This window comes from Zobellella endophytica, assembly GCF_003012775.1.
Taxonomy (GTDB): domain Bacteria; phylum Pseudomonadota; class Gammaproteobacteria; order Enterobacterales; family Aeromonadaceae; genus Oceanimonas; species Oceanimonas endophytica.
The window spans coordinates 122,159-139,642 of sequence record NZ_PXYG01000001.1; the positions used below are offsets into that span (position 1 = coordinate 122,159).

Sequence of the window (17,484 nt, forward strand, 5' to 3'; positions counted from 1 at the left end):
ACGGGGCCTTTTTCTATTCCGGTCGAATAAATTCGACCCTACAAACACTTCCCCGCATTTGTAGGGTCCACTTCAGTGGACCGTCCCGCCACCGGCGCCGGGGTTCGGTCGAATAAATTCGACCCTACAAACACTTCCCCGCATTTGTAGGGTCCACTTCAGTGGACCGTCCCGCCACCGGGGCCGGGGTTTGGTCGAATAAATTCGACCCTACAAACACTTCCCCGCATTTGTAGGGTCCACTTCAGTGGACCGTCCCGCCACCGGCGCCGGGGTTCGGTCGACTAAATTCGACCCGACAGACACCTCCATCCGTAGGGTCCGTTTCAACGGACCTTTCCGCCACCGGCGCCGGGGTTCGGTCGAATAAATTCGACCCTACAAACACTTCCCCGCATTTGTAGGGTCCACTTCAGTGGACCGTCCCGCCACCGGGGCCGGGGTTTGGTCGAATAAATTCGACCCTTGATGCCCCTACGGTATCCAGCTTTTCCCGCTTCCCACTTCCCGCTTTCACCCCCCACTTGTCTTTTCCCGACACCGTTTCTGAACAGTGACGTTTTTGGCTATGCGCTCGTCGCTTTCAGCCAGTGGACGGGGAGACCCGCGGGCTAGACTGCCCCTGAATCCGGTGAACTCGGTTCACCCGTCTAATAGATGCAAGGAAGGTCTGGCTATGCAAAGTGCAGCTGAAGTACACCAACAATCGATAGTGATCGACGGCCTGATTATCGCCAACTGGGGGCGCGAGCTGTTCGAAGACATGCGCCGCGGCGGCCTGACCGCCGCCAACTGCACCGTGTCGGTGTGGGAAGGCTTCCAGGCCACGGTGAACAACATCGCCGAGTTCAACCGCCATTACCGCGAGCATGGCGATCTGATCCGCCCGGTGCGCACCACCGCCGACATCCTCAAGGCGAAGGAAGAAGGCCGCACCGGCATCATCCTCGGCTTCCAGAACGCCCACGCCTTCGAGGATCAGCTGGGCTACGTGGAAATCTTCAAGCAGCTGGGCGTGGGCATAGTACAGATGGCCTACAACACCCAGAACCTGGTGGGCACCGGCTGCTACGAGCGCGACGGCGGCCTGTCCGGCTTCGGCCGCGAGGTGGTGGAAGAAATGAACCGGGTCGGCATCATGTGCGACCTGTCCCACGTGGGCGCCAAAACCTCGGAAGAAGTGATCCTGGCCTCCAAAAAGCCGGTGTGCTACTCCCACTGCCTGCCCGCCGGGCTCAAGGACCACCCGCGCAACAAGTCGGATGAAGAGCTGCGCTTTATCGCCGAACACGGCGGCTTTGTGGGCGTGACCATGTTCGCCCCCTTCCTGAAAAACGGCATCAACTCCACCATCGACGACTACGTGGAGGCCATCGGCTATGTGCTGGACCTGGTGGGCGAAGACGCCATCGGCATCGGCACCGACTTTACCCAGGGCCACGATCAGAACTTCTTCGAGTGGCTGACCCACGACAAGGGCTATGCCCGCCGCCTGACCCGGTTCGGCGAAATCATCAACCCCGAGGGCATTCGCACCATCGGCGACTTCCCCAACCTGACCGAGGCCCTGCTGCGCCACGGCTACTCCCCGCGCCTGGCGGAGAAGATCATGGGCGGCAACTGGGTACGTGTGCTCAAGGACGTCTGGGGCGAATAAGCAACATATAAAGGAAGCGAAGGAGATACCGCAATGTCAGTACATGCACCCGAAATGCCGATTGAAGTAGACGCCGACACCGGCGTTTGGACCACCGACGCCCTGCCCATGCTCTATGTGCCGCGCCACTTCTTCGTGAACAACCACATGGCCATAGAGGAAGAGCTGGGCCCCGAGCGCTACGCCGAGATCCTGTACCAGGCCGGCTACAAGTCCGCCTGGCACTGGTGCGAAAAAGAGGCCGAGTGCCACGGCATCAGCGGTGACGCGGTGTTCGAGCACTACATGAAGCGCCTGTCCCAGCGTGGCTGGGGCCTGTTCACCATCGAACAGCTGGACATTCCCGCCGGCACCGCCAAGGTGCGGCTGGATCACTCCGCCTTCGTCTACCAGTACGGCAAGGTGGACCGCATGGTGGACTACATGTTCACCGGCTGGTTCGCCGGCGCCATGGACCAGATTGCCCAGAGCCTGGGCTATCCGGTGCGCACCGTCGCACGGCAGACCCAGAGCGGCGCCCAGACCGGCTGCGACTACGGCCTGTTCGAGGTGAGCCCGCTGTAAGGCATGCTCAGGCGCTGGAAGGTGCAGCACGCCGACTCGCCGTAAACCCGTCCCTGGGGGCTCGGCGGCGGCATCCCTGCCGCCAACGGTCGGCTTGGCTGTCACCTTCCATCGCCTCGCATGCACAACGGGGGCAACATTATTTTCGGCGGGCCGCAGGCCCGGCATGTACTAGAGGATTCCAGGATGGGACAGTTCGACGCCTTGTTTCAACCCATGAACATCAACAAGCTCACCATCCGCAACCGGGTGGTGAGCACGGCCCATGCCGAGGTGTACGCCACCGACGGCGGCATGACCACCGAGCGCTACGTCAAATACTACGAAGAAAAGGCCAAGGGCGGCCTGGGCCTGGCCATTTGCGGCGGCTCCAGCGTGGTGTCCATCGACAGCCCCCAGGGCTGGTGGAGCTCGGTCAACCTTTCCACCGACCGCATCATTCCCCACTTCCAGAACCTGGCCGACGCCATGCACAAGCACGGCGCCAAGATCATGATTCAAATCACCCACATGGGGCGCCGCTCCCGCTGGGACGGCTACGACTGGAGCACCCTGGTATCGCCCTCCGGCATCCGTGAGCCGGTGCACCGCGCCACCTGCAAAACCATAGAGCCGGAAGAAATGTGGCGCATCATCGGCGACTACGCCCAGGCCGCCCGCCGTGCCAAGGAAGGGGGCCTGGACGGCGTGGAGCTGTCTGCCGTGCACCAGCACCTGATCGACCAGTTCTGGAGCCCGCGGGTCAACAAGCGTACCGACGAATGGGGCGGCACCTTCGAGGGCCGCATGAAATTCGGTATGGAAGTGCTCAAGGCCGTGCGCGCCGAAGTGGGCCCGGACTTTGTGGTGGGCATGCGCATCTGCGGTGACGAATTCCACCCGGACGGCCTCAGCCACGACGACATGAAGCAGATCGCCAAATACTACGACGACACCGGCATGGTCGACTTTTTCGGCGTCATCGGCTCCGGCTGCGACACCCACAACACCCTGGCCAACGTCATCCCCAACATGAGCTACCCGCCCGAGCCCTTCCTGCACCTGGCGGCGGGCATCAAGGAAGTGGTGAAGGTACCGGTGATCCACGCCCAGAACATCAAGGATCCCAACCAGGCCCAGCGCATCCTCGAAGGCGGCTATGTCGACTTTGTGGGCATGACCCGGGCGCACATCGCCGACCCGCACCTGATCGCCAAGATCAAGCTGGGCCAGGTGGACCAAATCCGCCAATGCGTGGGCGCCAACTACTGCATCGACCGCCAGTACCAGGGCCTGGACGTGCTCTGCATCCAGAACGCGGCCACCTCCCGCGAGCACATGGGCCTGCCCCATATCATCGAAAAAACCGACGGCCCCCTGCGCAAGGTGGTGGTGGTGGGCGGCGGCCCCGGCGGCATGGAAGCGGCCCGGGTGGCGGCCGAGCGCGGCCACAACGTGGTGCTGTTTGAAAAGGCGCCTGAACTGGGCGGCCAGATCACCCTGGCGGCCAAGGCGCCCCAGCGCGACCAGATTGCCGGCATCACCCGCTGGTACGCCCTGGAGCTGGCCCGCCTCAAGGTGGACCTGCGCCTGAACACCGCCGCCGACATGCCCGCCATCATGGCGGAAAAGCCGGACGTGGTGATCCTGGCGGTGGGCGGCACCCCCTTCATCGAGCAAAACCCCGAGTGGGGCGCGGCCGAAGGGCTGGTGGTGAGCAGCTGGGACATCCTCTCCGGCAAGGTGGAGCCGGGCAAGAACGTGCTGGTGTACGACACCATCTGCGAATTCTCCGGCATGTCGGTGGCCGACTACCTGGCGTCCAAGGGCAGCCTGGTGGAAATGGTGACCGACGACATCAAGCCGGGCGCGGCCATCGGCGGCACCACCTTCCCCACCTACTACCGCTCCCTGTACGAGCGGGAGGTGATCATGAGCTCCGACATGGCCCTGCACAAGGTGTACAAGGAAGGGGACAAGCTCATCGCGGTGCTGGAAAACGAATACACCGGCCAGAAAGAAGAGCGGGTGGTGGACCAGGTGGTGGTGGAGAACGGCGTCCGTCCGGACGAGCGGCTCTACTACGAGCTGAAGGGCGACTCCGTGAACAAGGGCCAGATCGACCTGGAAGCCCTGTACGCGGCCCAGGCCCAGCCGGCGCTGGCGCAGCACGGCCAGGGCTATTTGCTCTACCGCCTGGGCGACTGCGTGGCCCAGCGCAACACCCACGCCGCCATTTACGACGCCCTGCGTCTGTGTAAAGACTTCTGAGCCAAAGGGCCGGGGTAACCCCCGGCCCTGCCGAGGTGCCCGCTATGTTCGAGCCTGTGATCCCTTATCTGTTAGTGCTGGCCTTCGCCCTGGCCGCCATCGGCGCCGCACGCCGGGTGCGGCTGTGGCGCCGGGGCCAGTCCAGCCCCGTGCCCTTCTGGCAGGGGCTTGCCGCCATGCCGCGCCGCTACCTGGTGGACCTACACCACGTGGTGGCGCGCGACAAGTATATGTCCAACACCCACGTGGCCACCGGCGGCGGCTTTGTGCTGGCGCTGGTGCTGGTGGTGCTGGTGCACGGCCTGGGCCTGCACAGCGCCTGGCTGGTGTGGCCGCTGCTGGCGGCCAGCCTGCTGATGGCGGTGGGCGCGTTATTTGTATGGAAGCGCAGGCGCAAACCCGCCAGTGAGCTGCCCAACTCGCGCCTCTCGCGCGGGCCCTGGCAGCGGCTGCCGAAAAGCCTGCTGGCCTTTGCCCTGGGCTTTTTTATCGCCACCCTGCCGGCCGCGGGCATTTTGCCCGAAGGCACCGGCGGCGCCCTGCTGACCCTGCTGCTGCTGGCCCTGTGCACCTGGGGCCTGGGCGAGCTGGTGTTCGGCATGGCCTGGGGCGGCCCCATGAAGCACGCCTTTGCCGGCGCCCTGCACCTGGCCTTTCACCGTCGCCCGGCCCGCTTCGGCGGCGGCCGCGACACCGGCCTGAAGGCGCTGGATCTCACCGCCGACAAGCTGGGGGTGGAGAAGGTAACCGACTTCAAGTGGAACCAGCTGCTGGGCTTTGACGCCTGCGTGCAGTGCGGCCGCTGCGAGAGCAAGTGCCCGGCCTTTGCCGCCGGCCAGCCGCTCAACCCCAAGAAGCTGATCCAGGACATGGTGACAAGCCTCGCCGCCCAGGAAGAAGTGACCTACCGCGGCAGCCCGCACCCGGGCCAGGAAAACGCCGCCCGCACCGGCTGCCCCGACAAGCCGCTGGTGGAAAGCATGCTCGACAGCCAGACATTATGGTCCTGCACCACCTGCCGCGCCTGCGTGGAAGAGTGCCCCATGATGATCGAGCACGTGGACGCGGTGGTGGACATGCGCCGCTTCCTTACCCTGGAGCGGGGCCAGACCCCGGGCAAGGGCCAGGAAGTGCTGGAAAACCTGATCGCCACCGACAACCCGGGCGGCATGGCCCCCGCCAGCCGCAGCAACTGGGCCGCCGACCTCAACATTCCGTTGATGAAGGAAGTGCGCGAGGCCGACGTGCTGCTGTGGGTGGGCGACGGTGCCTTCGACATGCGCAACCAGCGCACCCTGCGTGCCCTGGTGCAGCTGCTGCGCGCCGGTGGCGTGGACCTTGCCTACCTCGGCAACGAGGAGCTGGACTCGGGCGACCTGGCCCGCCGGCTGGGGGACGAAGCGACCTTCCAGCGCCTGGCCAAGGCCAATATCCAGACGCTCGGCAAGTACCGCTTTAACCGCATCGTCACCGCCGATCCCCATTCGCTGCAGTGCCTGGGCACCGAATACGCGGAGCTGGGCGGCGACTACCGGGTGGAGCACCACAGCGAACTGCTGGCGGAGCTGCACCGGGCCGGCAAGCTCGCCTTTAACGGCGGCCAGAGCGGCAAGCTCACCTATCACGACCCTTGCTATCTCGGCCGCTACAACGGCGTGTACGACGCGCCGCGCTACCTGCTGGATCAGCTGGGCTTCGAGCGCAGCGAGATGGAGCGTAGCGGTTTCCGCTCCCGTTGCTGCGGCGGCGGCGGCGGGGCGCCGGTGACCGACATTCCCGGCGAGCGCCGCATTGCCGACATGCGCATGGACGACGCCCGGGCGGTGGACGCCGAGCTGATGGCGGTGGCCTGCCCCCAGTGCACCCTGATGATGGAAGGGGTGGTGGAGCCCCGGCCCCAGGTGAAGGACATTGCCGAGCTGCTGCTGGACGCCCTGGCCCAACCGGCCCAGGAGCAACCGCAGCGGCAAAAGGAGGAAGCCCATGTCTGACATTATTCGCAAGGATCCACGCCTGGCCTGGATCCGCCGCAACCGGCTGCACCCGCGCCACGCCGAGCTGAGCGGCCAGCCCCTGCGCGGCCCCAGCGGCCTGCTGCGCAAGAACCCGCGGCCCCAGTGGCAGCTTGGCCCCAGCGGCCTGCGCCGGCTGGACCGGATGAACCTGGCCGGCGGCGGCGAGGTGTCGCAGCTTTCCAAGAAGCGCAGCGAGCAGCCCAAGCTGCCCCTGCACAAGGTGGTGGAGCCCCAGGGCTACATTGCGGTGTGGCTGCCCCTTTCCGGCGGGCGCCTTACCGCCCACGGCAAGGACGTGCTGGGCCTGGCCCAGCAGTTGGCGGCGGCGCAGGCGCAAAGCACCGCCGTGCTGGGGGTGCTGTGCGGCGAGCTGAAAGAAGGCATTGCCGAGGCGGGGGTGGACCGGCTGCTGCAGCTGCACGGGGTGGAAGGCTACCAGCCGGAAGCCTGGACCCAGCTGTGCCGGCAGGTGGAGCGCGAGTTCAAGCCGCTGCACTGGTTGTTCCCCGATGCGGGCGAGTCCGCCGAGCTGGGCCGCCGGCTGGCGGTGGAGCTGGGCGAGCGCCCGGCCACCGGGGTGTGGAAGTGGGAAGGCGAGCACCTGATCGCCCGCACCGGCGCCGGCCACCAGGACGTGACGCGCCCCCTGTGCCGGCTGCTGCTGCTGCTGGAGGAATGCGCCTTGCCCTGCACCGATCACCGCTATGAGGCGAAACCGGTGGACTTTGAGCCGGAAGCCCTGCTGCGGGCCCGGGTGCGGGACGGCGGCCGGGTGGCGGTGGATCTCGCCGACATTCCCCTGGCCGAGGCCGAGTTCATCCTCTCCGCCGGCAACGGCGTGCACGACTGGGAGCAGTTCCACCGGGCGGCGACCCTGCTGGGCGCGGCCGAAGGCGCCAGCCGGGTGGCGGTGGACGACGGCTTTATGCCGCGCAACCGCCAGGTGGGCGCCACCGGTACCTGGGTGAGCGCCCGGGTGTACATTGCCGTGGGCATTTCCGGCGCCGTGCAGCACTTGCAGGGCATCGGCAAGGTGGAGAAGGTGGTGGCCATCAACCAGGACACCGACTGCGACATGGTAAAACGCGCAAGCCTGAGCGCCATCGGCGACAGCAGCGAAATTTTGGCGGCGCTGATGGCGCTGGTAGAGGCCCGGCCGGCCCAGGAGGTAAGCGATGCAGCCTGATCATTCCCTCAACATAGCGGTGCTGGTAAGCGAAGGCCGCCACCCGGTGTCGGGCCGCGCCCGCCGCGCCCTGCAGGACGCCAGCGCCCTGGAGCTGGGCTTTGCCCTGGGCGGCAAGCTCGAGGCCATTCACGCCGGCAGCCCGGCCCAGCCGGCGTTGCAGGACTACCTGGGCATGGGCCTTAACCGGCTGACGGTGCTGCGCCAGGGCCCGGACGACGACGCCCTGGAGCTGCTGGCTCCCTATCTTAACGAGCTGCAGCCCGACTTGCTGCTCACCGGGGTGCGCGCCGAGCAGGGGGAGGGCTCCGGCATGCTGCCCTACCTGCTGGCCGAACGCCTGGGCTGGCCGCTGGTGACCGGCATTGCCGCCATCGAGCGGATTGACGGCGACGAAGTGACCCTGCTGCAGGCCCTGCCCCGGGGCCAGCGCCGCCGCCTGAGCGTGCGCCTGCCCTTTGTGGCCAGCGTGGACGAAGCCGCCGCCAGCCCCCGTCAGCTGGCCTTTGCCAAGGCCCGGCGCGGCAGCATCAGCGAACAGCAGCCGGCCGCCCCCAAGCCCGACGCCGACCGCGCCGGCTGGACCCTGCAGGACGCCAAGCCCAGGCCCAAACGCCTGAAAGTGGCCAGCGCCAAAACCGCCGCCGACCGCTTCAAGCAGGCCACCGCCAAGGCACAAGGCGGCAAGGGGCAGATCATCCGCAACGACCCCCAGGCCGCCGCCAAAGCCATCTACGACCTGCTGGTAGAGGAGGGGGTATTGAGGAAGTAGGTTGGGTTGGGAGTTTTTGAGGTTGGTTTTGAAATAACAACGCCGGCGAAAGCCGGCGTTGTTTTTTGGGGGTATTTTGTTATCGAACGTGTCCTTGACAGCGGTTGAGGTCCAGTCTGTGTGGAGTTACCTTGTTACAAGGAATTACGAAAGCACCCTTCGTAACTTTGAATGAACATGATGAATTGAAATTTTTCCACCGAGGTGTTTCGTTGCTTTTATGAGGCCATTTGATTCAAAAACATCCAGAATATGTTCAATTAGACGTAAACTGGCCCCTGTTTTTTCAACTAATGACTGGTTGTCTAGTATATTTTCATTCACGATTAGAGCAGCGCACCGCTCTTTTAATAGATCGTAGTCTTTGATTTCAGATGAACAGTACTTCTCGTGACCATAATCTGTAACCTGAATATAACAACCGAACCGCTCTGACCCACCACCCATGTAATGGATTACGTCAAAGTACCCATCAGAACCCAAAATTTCTATTGATTCCAGGATTTGCTCCAACGTTAAGCCAAGTTCGTCAAGATCGGTAAAAATATTCTCCGGTTCGACGATATGTGAGTTTCTCTCTAAGTCATACGCTGCTGCTCGGCTCAAAACCAACGTGTCTACGTTCGACAAACCCTCAATAGTGCGAACTGTTTTTTGAATAAAATCTGGTGGATTACCAACGGGTGGCTTTTCGCGAACGTCAAAAACTGCAGCCAACACTCTTTTCAGCGGTTTTTCAAAATCAGCCAGTTCATCGACTCTCTCCCATAACGTTGACTTCAGTGCTTCTGGTACTTCACAACTGTCGATTACGACGGGAATGATTTTCGTACCTTTAGAGATACGCGAAACCATACTTGCGTTGAGTTCCTCTGATACCCATGGCTTGGAAACACTGTTTTTCGATAAAACAATGACTACAGCATGAGCATTCTTAAGTCCTTCTTCAAAGATTTTATCTACGAGGCTGTCACCAGGCAGCATTTCCCAACGATCTAACCATGCGTCAACACCATTTTCTCGAAGCCGAGTTGCAAATGCAGTCACGAACCGCTCTTTGTCTTCGCTGGCGTGACTGATGAAAACTTTCGGAGTCATAAGGTAACCTTTCCTTTTTATAGCGCGGTGCTCACCGGAAAATTAGAAGTGTAGAGAGTAATTTATCCATGCGCAGGCTTTGTTAAGCCATGGTATCTAGGTCTGCCTGTGTGTTGTACAAACCTTTATGGGTGCCATTAATAATTGATTTTAAGGATTCCCTTAGTTTTTTATACTTGTCATTCGTTTCAAAGTCAGCTGATGTAAGATGAGTAAAAAGGTTGTAAGGCTTATCTTTTGATGGTGACTCATTGAGATAGAAACCTTCAAAATCAGGGTTGTGAACAACTGTTTTAACTCGACCGTTAGTTGCATCTGCTAGCGCCCGGATATTTACGTTAATTGTCCACATGGCATTAGCAGCCCCATCTTTCCTGAATCTTGTATCTAGATCATGAACAGCTATAGCATTTGCGTTAAACTGATTAAATATCTTTATGAATGTAGGGATATTTGCTTTTCCTCTACAGTTGATTACGCAGTAACTCCCTTCTAGACCACTCTTTTCGATGATGTACTGATAAGCCAAATATTCGGTATCACCCTCAACCAATATAGCATTAGGGTAAAAAAAGAACTCGTTAACTGTCGGGCAGCAACGATTTAGCATCTTTAGATTGTCTTTCTCATCGGGGCTGAATTGTGCGTTATCTGTCTGGAAGTAAAAAACACCTTGCTGGCTATTCGATATTTTGATAAGTGTAGTGTGGTCTTGCGTGAGATCAATAAACACTGGAGAGTGAGTAGTACATATTACTTGCCATCCATCTAAGTCCGCTAGCGCATAAATAGCTTTTCTTGCAGCCCTAATTATAGAAGGATGCAGGTTTATCTCTGGTTCATCAATCAGTAACACTTTTGGCGTTTCATCTTGAATTACTTTGGTGCCCTTTTTATACATTCCCTCGCTACACAAGGCATTCACTGCAGACCATAAAAAAGCCCTTTTTAAACCAGTTCCCTGATGTTCTAAAGATGACGGGTGATTACTGGTTTTAATGAAGAATTTACTACCATCCTTAATCGCATCTTCTGCTTTAAATTTTCCGACGCCGGTTTCAAAACTGACAGTGGCACCTTGAAACAACTTATTTAACTCTGACTCTATTTTGTTGTTTAGTTGTCCAATGCTTCCAGACAGTTCTTTATCTACTTCTTTAGCAAGTTTTTCAATTTCTGCGACAATGCCAGCCACCTTGCTCTTATCATCTTTTAATTTCTTGGCAGCATTTTTTGATGCTAAGTCCTTTACTACTTTTTCCAAAGCATCATAGCCATCATTTGGGTTTAATCGTATTGGTATTGGCAATCTACTTTGCAGTAACGTGTTCCAGCCACCTGCGCCCCCCTTCTTCCAATCATTTGTCTTGTTACTGAAACTATATTTCACACCACTTTCATCTGGTGTTGCCCAACGAATTTGAAATTTTGCACAGTCACCAAACTCAGGGTCATTTTGTAAGTACCACTCTTGTCCTAAAGTATCGATATCATTCTGAGTAACATCATTAAAAACGCCTGTAATGATCACCGGTGTATTAGCATTCCGACCGTGAAAGTGATCCAAGCTTAAAGCACTTCCCATTGAAACATAGGCTTCGTATGCATCTAGAATTGTAGACTTGCAACTGTTATTTGGACCGACTAAAACGACGATGTTGTCGATGAGTATTTTTATTTCATCCTTGATGCCTTTGAAGTTTGATATTAGTAGTGCAGATAATTTCATAGAAATATCCTTATTGATAGGGCTTGACGACCAAATAACCGGCGACAGACGTGAAGCGACCTTTTACACTACACTGGCGCAGCCAGTACGTAAAGCCGCGCAGCGGTTGGTGAATTTCATGGCTTTGTTATGCATTTTTACCAGCCTCTAATTGAGCGTAATTTTGTCTGCAATGATGCCGATAACTCGCCAAGACCTTCACTATTTGGTAGATAGCGGATATAACGTATATGCCGAAGGTCAAAAGGAACATCCTGCTCTGACTGTGTGATAAGAATCACATCTTTACCGATCGCATGAGCAATGCCAGCCTCGTAAAAAACATTAGGATTTTTCCCCGAACAGTCACATATTACAACTTTAGCTCTAGCTATTATGTTTACGATATCTTGGATTATTGTGTGGTGCTCCCATATATCATCAGCTCTCACACACGAGAAGCCTATGGAAGTGACTGATTGTTGAAGAACTGAGTATATGGGATTAAACTCCGCCCCAAATGGCATCATGATGGAAACAAGATTCTCATCTTGAGAGTAAGCCGCTTCTAACGAAAAAACCTTTGGACTGACGGATCTTTTTTGTTGGTTTTGTAATAAAAGCTTATACAGATCAACGTCGCAAACAGACCAACAGGTATGCGATAAACCAAACCGCCCTAATCGTAACTCTACTGAATGGCCTTCTAGCTCAGCATTTGAAATTGGCTGAATGCTATTGTCGATGGCATACTGGATGGATATTTCAGAGTGCCCCAAAGTGACATTTGTAATATACGCCACCCTTGCATATTGAGGCCCGTCGCCTCCGGTTTCAGTCACTAAAAGTGCAGGATATTCCTTTAATTTAGCAATATCGAGCGTACCGTTTGAATAGAATCTGTTGCCAACAGGATCTTCTTCTCTTATATACACTCGGCTCATTGATAACCTTCCGCCTGAGTCCGGCCACCCTTGATAAGAAACTAGTAAATGAAACATATCTCTATCTAATCCCCTTGCAGCTCAATATTCGCTCTGCATAACGCTTAAATCAGCCGACACGTCCAAGTGCGGCTGCATTTACTTGTTATGAGGTGAGCCTCTTTTACTAACAATTTCAACACTGTCAAGAAACTTATTTAAAATTGCCGTCGTGAAATCTAAACCTGGATGGCCCGGGAGAGGACTCTCCACCTTACCGCCTTTAGCTGGTTTAGAAACATATTCGAATGCTCCTTTAGTTAAAGCTTCTCTAACATCGGTTTTATAGCCTTCTGTATTGTTACTGCCAGCAACCCTTATTCGCATAAACCCGACGATATAATGCTGTAGTCGCGACGCCTCGCCCACATGTAGACGGTAGATTGCCATTAAGATAGAAAAAGTTAACGTATAGATCGCTAAGAATGTATAAAGAACAGCATTAGGTATTTCAAACTTTAGATCTGATATAGGGACAAGTGCCGGATACATTAAAGCAAAAAACAGAATAGCAACTAACGCCATCGTTAAAACCAGAACAATACTGAGGATACGCCGAGCCGAAGATGAATTTTCCTGCTCCATTTTCGTACATCGCTCCATAGCGTCCTCTATGTTTTGGATTTCTGTCTCTATTGATGTACTCATTATTCCCATGGCCTCATAACGCCCGGCTCACGTGCCGGTTTGGAGCCGCGAAGCAGCGGAAAATCGGTCGCTGTGCAGCCGATTGTTATGCGGCATTCCGCTCATCTGTCCGGCGCAGCGAACATCAGCCTGCCGATCAGCCATACAGACTTGCCAAAATTATGAATAAGCTGCTCGCCCTGCCGCAAGTACGATGCAGCTTGATCGATTCCAGCAAGCTCCAACGCCTCTCCAATTTTTGATCCAGTGGGGTGAGCGTCACCAACCCGCATGTCGTAAACACCAACAATGGGGCCGAAGACCTTTCGGGCTTTCTCTACTCCAACTTTTTGCGAAAGAATATCTTGCAGAAGCTTGTTCGAACCCAATTTTTTCTTGTCTACGTGAGTTGAAATTTTACGTAACTCTCGAATATTGAGCCTATCGGAGAACACGCGAACAACCTCTTTAGCCAACCTCAGCAAAGAACTCTGATCAGTACTTGCAAACCGTGAGATCTGCTGCATAGAAACATGGTCGTCTATGTCGTGATTGAATAGAGCAACGCCGAACTCTTGCTGAAATCCAGCTTCTAGTATTCGCATTACCCCAAATAGTTTCTCTTCAGCTGCATGGGTAGATGCAGGTTGCGCTTTCACCTGAGACGCCAATAGCTCACTCGAAACTTTTCCCTCAGGCACAACATTGTGAGCGGCCCACACGTGCTGCTCCCAAGCCGCGAGGCGAGCAACGTCGTAGGCGTATACTGTGATCAAATCAGAAGTATTGATGCCAAAGTGTGTCGAGTATCCGGACGTTGATGAAATACCGCCAGTTTCTGAGGTATACCATTTAAGCGAAAAACCACGGTGATTTAGAAGGTCACCAACCACGCTGGAGCGGAACCAGAGCCATCGACCTACATCTTCATTGTTAAGGTGCGTAGAAGCCAGTCTGGTGCCGTCGGTCTCAACGATAAATTGAGGGAGGGTATTGTCTTTGTCCCCACGCACCCGAAGGCTTCGGTCTTGGTGGTCGATCCATTCATCGCGCCAGAACTCACCCTCTACACGAATTCCCTCATATCCAGAGCGATTTCCTTTAGTGCTTTCACAATCTGTATTTTCGTCACTCTCCGGCCCCATCACCGGAGCATCTTCTTCCTCATCAACATCTGTTCTCCAAGCACGAAACGCAGCCCAACTCCCTCCAAAGATATCGTTCAAGCTGTTAATTCGGAGTTCAAACCTGCCGTCATCTCTTTCCTCTTGATGGTTCTCAAGAGTTGAGTAATCAGTCCCCTCAATTGAAGCGACATGTTCGACTCTTTGTCGGTAAGAGGAGATCCGGAGAGAAAGCCCCCGTGCCGCGAGATAGTCCATTAAAAACTCTCGCTTGATTTCGATGAGGCGGTGACTTCCATCTTCTTCAAGCTCCTCGCGGGCTACCACCACGAAGTTCTCTTCCGGTCTAACCCAATTTGTGCCCTCTTTGATAAGGCGAAGCGCCACTACAAGATCGGGATTCAAAATCCATTTCTTTCCACCTACTACTGGTTGGGGGTGCTCAAAAACGAGCTCTACTCCAATAGGTTCCTTGTCGTTGTACTGATATTGTTCGATTGTTGCGTAATAACCATCTTCATACGCATACGGTTCAACAGTGTGTCCAATGCCAATATCACTCCAACTTAGTTGTTCTGCTTGTTCACGGTGCTCCGGAGGGAAAGTAACTGATCCACAAGCAAAGCAATCGCAGACATACCCCACCTGAGTCGATCTTCCCTTCTCATCATTGCAGAATGCTCGTAAAGGCACCCAGGTGGCCTTTGAGAAGGTCCGACGAGTTTCCTTTGTAAGGAGAATCCAATCTTTATTCATGATCATGACCTCGTCGCGGGGACGATCTGGTGATTCCGTTTCAGTGCCGCATAACGCGGAGCTAACCAGCGGAAAGAGCGCAGCTTTTTGCGTCTGGTTGAGCGATTGGTTATGCGCCTCTACTCGATGCTAATGTTCTCTAAAGCAGCCCAACCGGTTTTACCCTTGCAAGGCCCTTCCATCATTTGGACCTTTTGCCACATATCGATGCCGAATTCTTGAACGGGCTTTCCATTCAGAGTTATGGGCGTGCCGGCAATTGCCATGCAGACGTGCTCTGATTGATCAGATGCGACTTGAACAGTCGGTTTTCCTACAACCAAAACAGCTCCGCCCTTAGCATTTTTCAGGACGTGCCGTCTCTCTGCTGGCGAGGTGGCATTGTTATAGTTGATAATTACGCTCCCGCTGTTTGAGCCAAAAGCGGGGCTTTGATTTCCCTGTGTAGATACCCCTTGAGATTGAGCCTGAAACGGCGGCAACGCGATGAACAACCCCAAAATTGATGCTAAAGAACCCCATAAGCCAAATTTCATGGCGAAACTCATCCTTTTGTATTGATTAAACAGACTGCGCATAAATTTCCTTCACGCATAACAATTTGTATATCGAGACAGCTCGTTTTCACTCATAAGACCAGCTATCTACTCCAAGTGTAATCTATTGATTCTCATTGTTTTATCGAGTAATGGGGTCAGGTCTTGCCTTTTGCCCTTCTAATTAGAGCTGGTAGCAAAGAACAAGAGCTGCACCCACGCTGAACCTTTTTTAGGTCATAACTGCCTTCCTGAATGCTGCTGCAGATATTGCATCAAAGAGATCCTTGCCTTGGGCAAAATCCACGCTACCGCCCGTCGCGGTTTTCAGGTTTAAGCGCATCCCTGCTTTCCTAGTTTGAGTCCATTCTTGTCGCGTCATGGTGAAAAGGCAATGACAAAGGGCGCATTTTGCGAGGCGTTTGTTGGAGTTTGGTGTTGTTTGGTTAAGTTTTGTACGGTTTGGTGGGGTGGGGGCTCAGGCGTGTCTGCAGACTAAGCGCCGTTGTCCGGGGTGGTGCGGCTTGCTCTGGTTCCCCGCCTTCGCGGGGAAGACGGGGTAATGTGGAGTGATGGGGGAGTGGCCGGTGTGGGATGGGGGCTCTTCGGTTGGTGCTGGTGGTGTTTGAGGGGGCGCCTGGTTCCCCGCCTTCGCGGGGATGACGGGGGGAGTGCGGAGATGATGGGGGAGTGCGGGGCGACGGGGAGTGCGGGGATGACGGGGGAGTGGAGGATGCCGGGTGTTGGGGCCTTACCCTGGCGCGCAGTGCACCATAACAATGCATTAACATCCTAAATGGGCTGATTTGAAGTATTCATTTCTTTTATGGCGGGCGGGGTTCTAGCATCGGGGTTATGCGCTAAACCGGTGTTTCTCGGCGCAGCAACCATCAGCTACAAGGAAGGAGTCTTACCATGCAAATGCCCAACACCCTCAGCATCCCCAACGGCGAAAAAGTCCGCGGTATGTTCTCCCGCGAGGAGATGCTCTCCCGCCAGCAAAAGCTGCGCCAGTACATGGCCGCCAACGATGTTGATGCGGTGCTGTTCACTTCCTACCACAACATCAACTACTTCAGTGATTTTGTGTACTGCCGTTTCGGCCGCGACTACGGCCTGGCGGTCACCCAGGACATCCACACCACCATCACCGCCAATATCGACGGCGGCCAGCCCTATCGCCGCAACGCCCTGGGCGACAACCTGGTGTATACCGACTGGCAAAAAGACAACTTCTTCCGCGCCGTGCAGCAGCTGATCGGCGGCGCCCGGCGGGTGGGGGTGGAGTTCGATCACTTCAGCCTGCAAAACCTGGACAAGCTCAAGGCCGCGCTGCCCGAGGCCGAGTTGGTGGACATCGGCGTGCCCACCATGAAGATGCGCATGATCAAGTCGGCGGAAGAAATCGCCCTTATCAAGCAGGGCGCCCGGGTGGCGGACGTGGGCGGCGCCGCCATTCGCGATGCCATCGCGGTGGGCGTGCCGGAGTATGAAGTGGCCCTGGCCGGCACCCAGGCCATGGTGCGCGAAATTGCCCGTACCTTCCCCCATGGCGAGCTGATGGACACCTGGGTGTGGTTCCAGTCCGGCATCAATACCGACGGCGCCCACAACCCGGTCACCAGCCGCAAGATAGAGGCCGGCGACATCCTCAGCCTGAACACCTTCCCGATGATCGGCGGCTACTACACCGCCCTGGAGCGGACCCTGTTCAGCGAATACGCCTCCGACCGCCACCTGGAGTTGTGGGAGATCAACTGCAAGGTACACCGCCGCGGCCTGGAGCTGATCAAGGCCGGCAACCGCTGCTGCGACATCGCCGCCGAGCTGAACGAGATCTTCGCCCAGCACGACGTGCTGCAATACCGCACCTTCGGCTATGGCCACTCCTTCGGCACCCTCAGCCACTACTACGGCCGCGAGGCGGGGCTGGAGCTGCGGGAAGACATAGACACGGTACTGCAGCCGGGCATGGTGGTGTCCATGGAGCCGATGATCATGCTGCCCGAAGGGCTGCCCGGCGCCGGCGGCTACCGCGAGCACGACATCCTGGTGATCAGCGAAAGCGGGGTGGAAAACATCACCCGCTTCCCGTTCGGCCCCGAGTACAACATCATCAAGGGCTGATAACAGGGCCCATCCCCGCGCCGGGGATGGGCTTTTTCGTTTTAATCGCTGCACCCCAAGGGTCGGGCCCCGGCAGCCCGA

General features: G+C 56.7%; 13 protein-coding genes. 7 read left to right on the forward strand and 6 right to left on the reverse strand.

Translation table 11 applies throughout. The features are described 5' to 3' along the window. Positions 1-676: 676 nt before the first annotated feature. The 6 genes from C7H85_RS00565 to etfB all read left to right on the forward strand — a co-directional run bounded on the left by C7H85_RS00565 (position 677) and on the right by etfB (position 8,444). Positions 677-1,657, forward strand: coding sequence for a dipeptidase (locus C7H85_RS00565; RefSeq protein ID WP_106727782.1), 981 nt, complete (start codon positions 677-679; stop codon positions 1,655-1,657). 33 nt (positions 1,658-1,690) lie between these two features. Further along, on the forward strand, positions 1,691-2,221 hold the full coding sequence (locus C7H85_RS00570; protein ID WP_106727783.1) for a 4-vinyl reductase: 531 nt from the start codon (positions 1,691-1,693) through the stop codon (positions 2,219-2,221). A gap of 186 nt (positions 2,222-2,407) precedes the next feature. Continuing rightward, entirely contained in the window at positions 2,408-4,471 is a 2,064-nt protein-coding gene (dgcA, locus tag C7H85_RS00575; RefSeq protein ID WP_106727784.1) for a dimethylglycine demethylation protein DgcA, read from the forward strand. A 44-nt stretch (positions 4,472-4,515) separates the two neighbouring features. Beyond that, positions 4,516-6,462 (forward strand): (Fe-S)-binding protein, encoded by a 1,947-nt coding sequence (locus C7H85_RS00580; RefSeq protein WP_106727785.1) that lies wholly within the window; start codon positions 4,516-4,518, stop codon positions 6,460-6,462. Then, positions 6,455-7,672 (forward strand): electron transfer flavoprotein subunit alpha, encoded by a 1,218-nt coding sequence (gene etfA / locus C7H85_RS00585; protein WP_106727786.1) that lies wholly within the window; start codon positions 6,455-6,457, stop codon positions 7,670-7,672. The genes C7H85_RS00580 and etfA overlap by 8 nt, the downstream gene beginning before the upstream one ends. Then, a complete protein-coding gene (gene etfB / locus C7H85_RS00590) occupies positions 7,662-8,444 on the forward strand; it encodes an electron transfer flavoprotein subunit beta (RefSeq protein WP_106727787.1) in 783 nt (260 codons plus the stop codon). The genes etfA and etfB overlap by 11 nt, the downstream gene beginning before the upstream one ends. 144 nt (positions 8,445-8,588) lie before the next feature. On the opposite strand, the gene C7H85_RS00595 is transcribed toward etfB, so the two are convergent. The 6 genes from C7H85_RS00595 to C7H85_RS00615 all read right to left on the reverse strand — a co-directional run bounded on the left by C7H85_RS00595 (position 8,589) and on the right by C7H85_RS00615 (position 15,318). After that, the gene (locus tag C7H85_RS00595) at positions 8,589-9,542 is read right to left on the reverse strand and encodes a toll/interleukin-1 receptor domain-containing protein (protein ID WP_106727788.1); all 954 of its coding nucleotides are present in this window, start codon (positions 9,540-9,542) and stop codon (positions 8,589-8,591) included. 82 nt (positions 9,543-9,624) lie between these two features. Beyond that, a complete protein-coding gene (locus tag C7H85_RS00600) occupies positions 9,625-11,271 on the reverse strand; it encodes an ATP-dependent nuclease (protein ID WP_106727789.1) in 1,647 nt (548 codons plus the stop codon). 137 nt (positions 11,272-11,408) lie between these two features. Then, entirely contained in the window at positions 11,409-12,194 is a 786-nt protein-coding gene (locus C7H85_RS00605; protein ID WP_210433524.1) for a hypothetical protein, read from the reverse strand. A gap of 138 nt (positions 12,195-12,332) precedes the next feature. Then, positions 12,333-12,818 (reverse strand): hypothetical protein, encoded by a 486-nt coding sequence (locus C7H85_RS19445; protein ID WP_146140393.1) that lies wholly within the window; start codon positions 12,816-12,818, stop codon positions 12,333-12,335. Positions 12,819-12,982: 164 nt separating this feature from the next. After that, the gene (locus C7H85_RS00610) at positions 12,983-14,740 is read right to left on the reverse strand and encodes a hypothetical protein (protein WP_106728580.1); all 1,758 of its coding nucleotides are present in this window, start codon (positions 14,738-14,740) and stop codon (positions 12,983-12,985) included. Between the two features lie 119 nt (positions 14,741-14,859). Next, positions 14,860-15,318: a hypothetical protein gene (locus C7H85_RS00615; RefSeq protein WP_106727791.1), complete on the reverse strand. Its 459-nt coding sequence runs from the start codon at positions 15,316-15,318 to the stop codon at positions 14,860-14,862. Positions 15,319-16,191: 873 nt separating this feature from the next. Here C7H85_RS00615 and C7H85_RS00620 point away from each other — a divergent pair. Then, a complete protein-coding gene (locus tag C7H85_RS00620) occupies positions 16,192-17,403 on the forward strand; it encodes a M24 family metallopeptidase (protein WP_106727792.1) in 1,212 nt (403 codons plus the stop codon). The last annotated feature ends 81 nt before the right edge of the window (positions 17,404-17,484 follow it).